This window comes from Rhodovulum visakhapatnamense, from assembly GCF_004365965.1.
In the GTDB taxonomy this organism is placed as follows: Bacteria; Pseudomonadota; Alphaproteobacteria; order Rhodobacterales; family Rhodobacteraceae; genus Rhodovulum; species Rhodovulum visakhapatnamense.
Genome location: NZ_SOEB01000080.1, coordinates 1 through 1,074, shown reverse-complemented (window position 1 = coordinate 1,074; position 1,074 = coordinate 1). Strand labels below are relative to the sequence as shown.

At 64.2% G+C, this 1,074-nt stretch carries 2 protein-coding genes; both read left to right on the top strand.

What is annotated here, in order from left to right; translation table 11 throughout:
- A partial coding sequence (locus EV657_RS21400) for a lysozyme (RefSeq protein ID WP_208323345.1) occupies positions 1–426 on the top strand: 426 nt, incomplete at its 5' end.
- Positions 405–761, top strand: a complete 357-nt coding sequence (locus tag EV657_RS21395) for a bacteriophage spanin2 family protein (protein WP_134079883.1) — start codon at positions 405–407, stop codon at positions 759–761. The genes EV657_RS21400 and EV657_RS21395, both read left to right, overlap by 22 nt.
- Positions 762–1,074: the final 313 nt, after the last annotated feature.

Sequence of the window (1,074 nt, the reverse complement as noted above, 5' to 3'; positions counted from 1 at the left end):
ATCGCCGCCGCCGTCGCGTTGATCGCCCCCTGGGAGGGCCTGCGCACCGCGTCCTATCAGGACATCGTGGGCGTCTGGACGATCTGCTACGGCGAGACCCTGGGCGTCGGGCCCGGCCAGACCGCCACGCCGGAAGAGTGCCGGGGGCAGCTCGCCCGTCGAGCCGCGCAGTTCGAGGCCACGATCCGCCCCTGTCTGCCCGAGGTCCTGCCGGTCGAGACCCGCGCCGCCTTCGTTTCGGCCGCCTACAATATCGGCTCCGGCGCCTTCTGCCGGTCGAGCATGTCGCGTCGCGCGCTCGCGGGCGATCTGCCCGGCGCCTGCGATGCGCTGACAATGTGGGTCAAGGCGGGCGGCCGAACCGTGCCGGGCCTCGTCAACCGCCGCACTGCGGAACGCGCGCTATGCCTCTCCGGCCTCGACTGATCCTCGCGGCGGCGCTCCTGCTGGCCGGGTGTGGCGGCTTACCGGTGCCCCTTGGCCCGAACGTCGCTGCCAATGTCCAGGCCGGGGCCGAGAACGTCCAGGGCCTGAAGGTCGAGAACGCCCCCAGCATCGTGCGGCCGAGAGCGCGGGAAATCCGCCAGGAGCAATCCGAGAACAGGGTCAGGGCGGATCGCGTCGAGACCGTCATCGTCAACGAAATCCCCGCCTGGATCGTCCTCGTCGCCCTGATCGGATGGATCGCCCCTTCGCCCCAAGAGATCGGGCGAAGGATCGGAGAGGCGATCAGGAGGGTAGGGTATTCACGAAAACTGTAACCAAAAAAGCGAATAGACGTACCAAGAACAACTTCAAATTAGGGTCTCGACTTTATCAAAGTGCATGACTTGGGAAGGGTCCACTAAACTCATCAAAGAACTAGAACTCGCACATTAGACCTCCGCAGGGACCAACCCCGGCGGGGGTCGCCCCATTGAACCGGCGCCGCCTTTCGATCTCACCAGTTCGCCTAAAATCATGGAGGCTCAAGCGCATTCTAGGTCGTGTTGACAAAAGGGATTCCGCTCGTGCGTAGGGCATGATTCAAGGTGGCATCTGCGATGGAGACCAGCTTGGCACGAGATCTTATGT

Bases quoted from the DNA above. Each gene is read 5' to 3' on its own strand.
- EV657_RS21395 (WP_134079883.1), top strand. From the start codon at position 405: ATGCCTCTCCGGCCTCGACTGATCCTCGCGGCGGCGCTCCTGCTGGCC.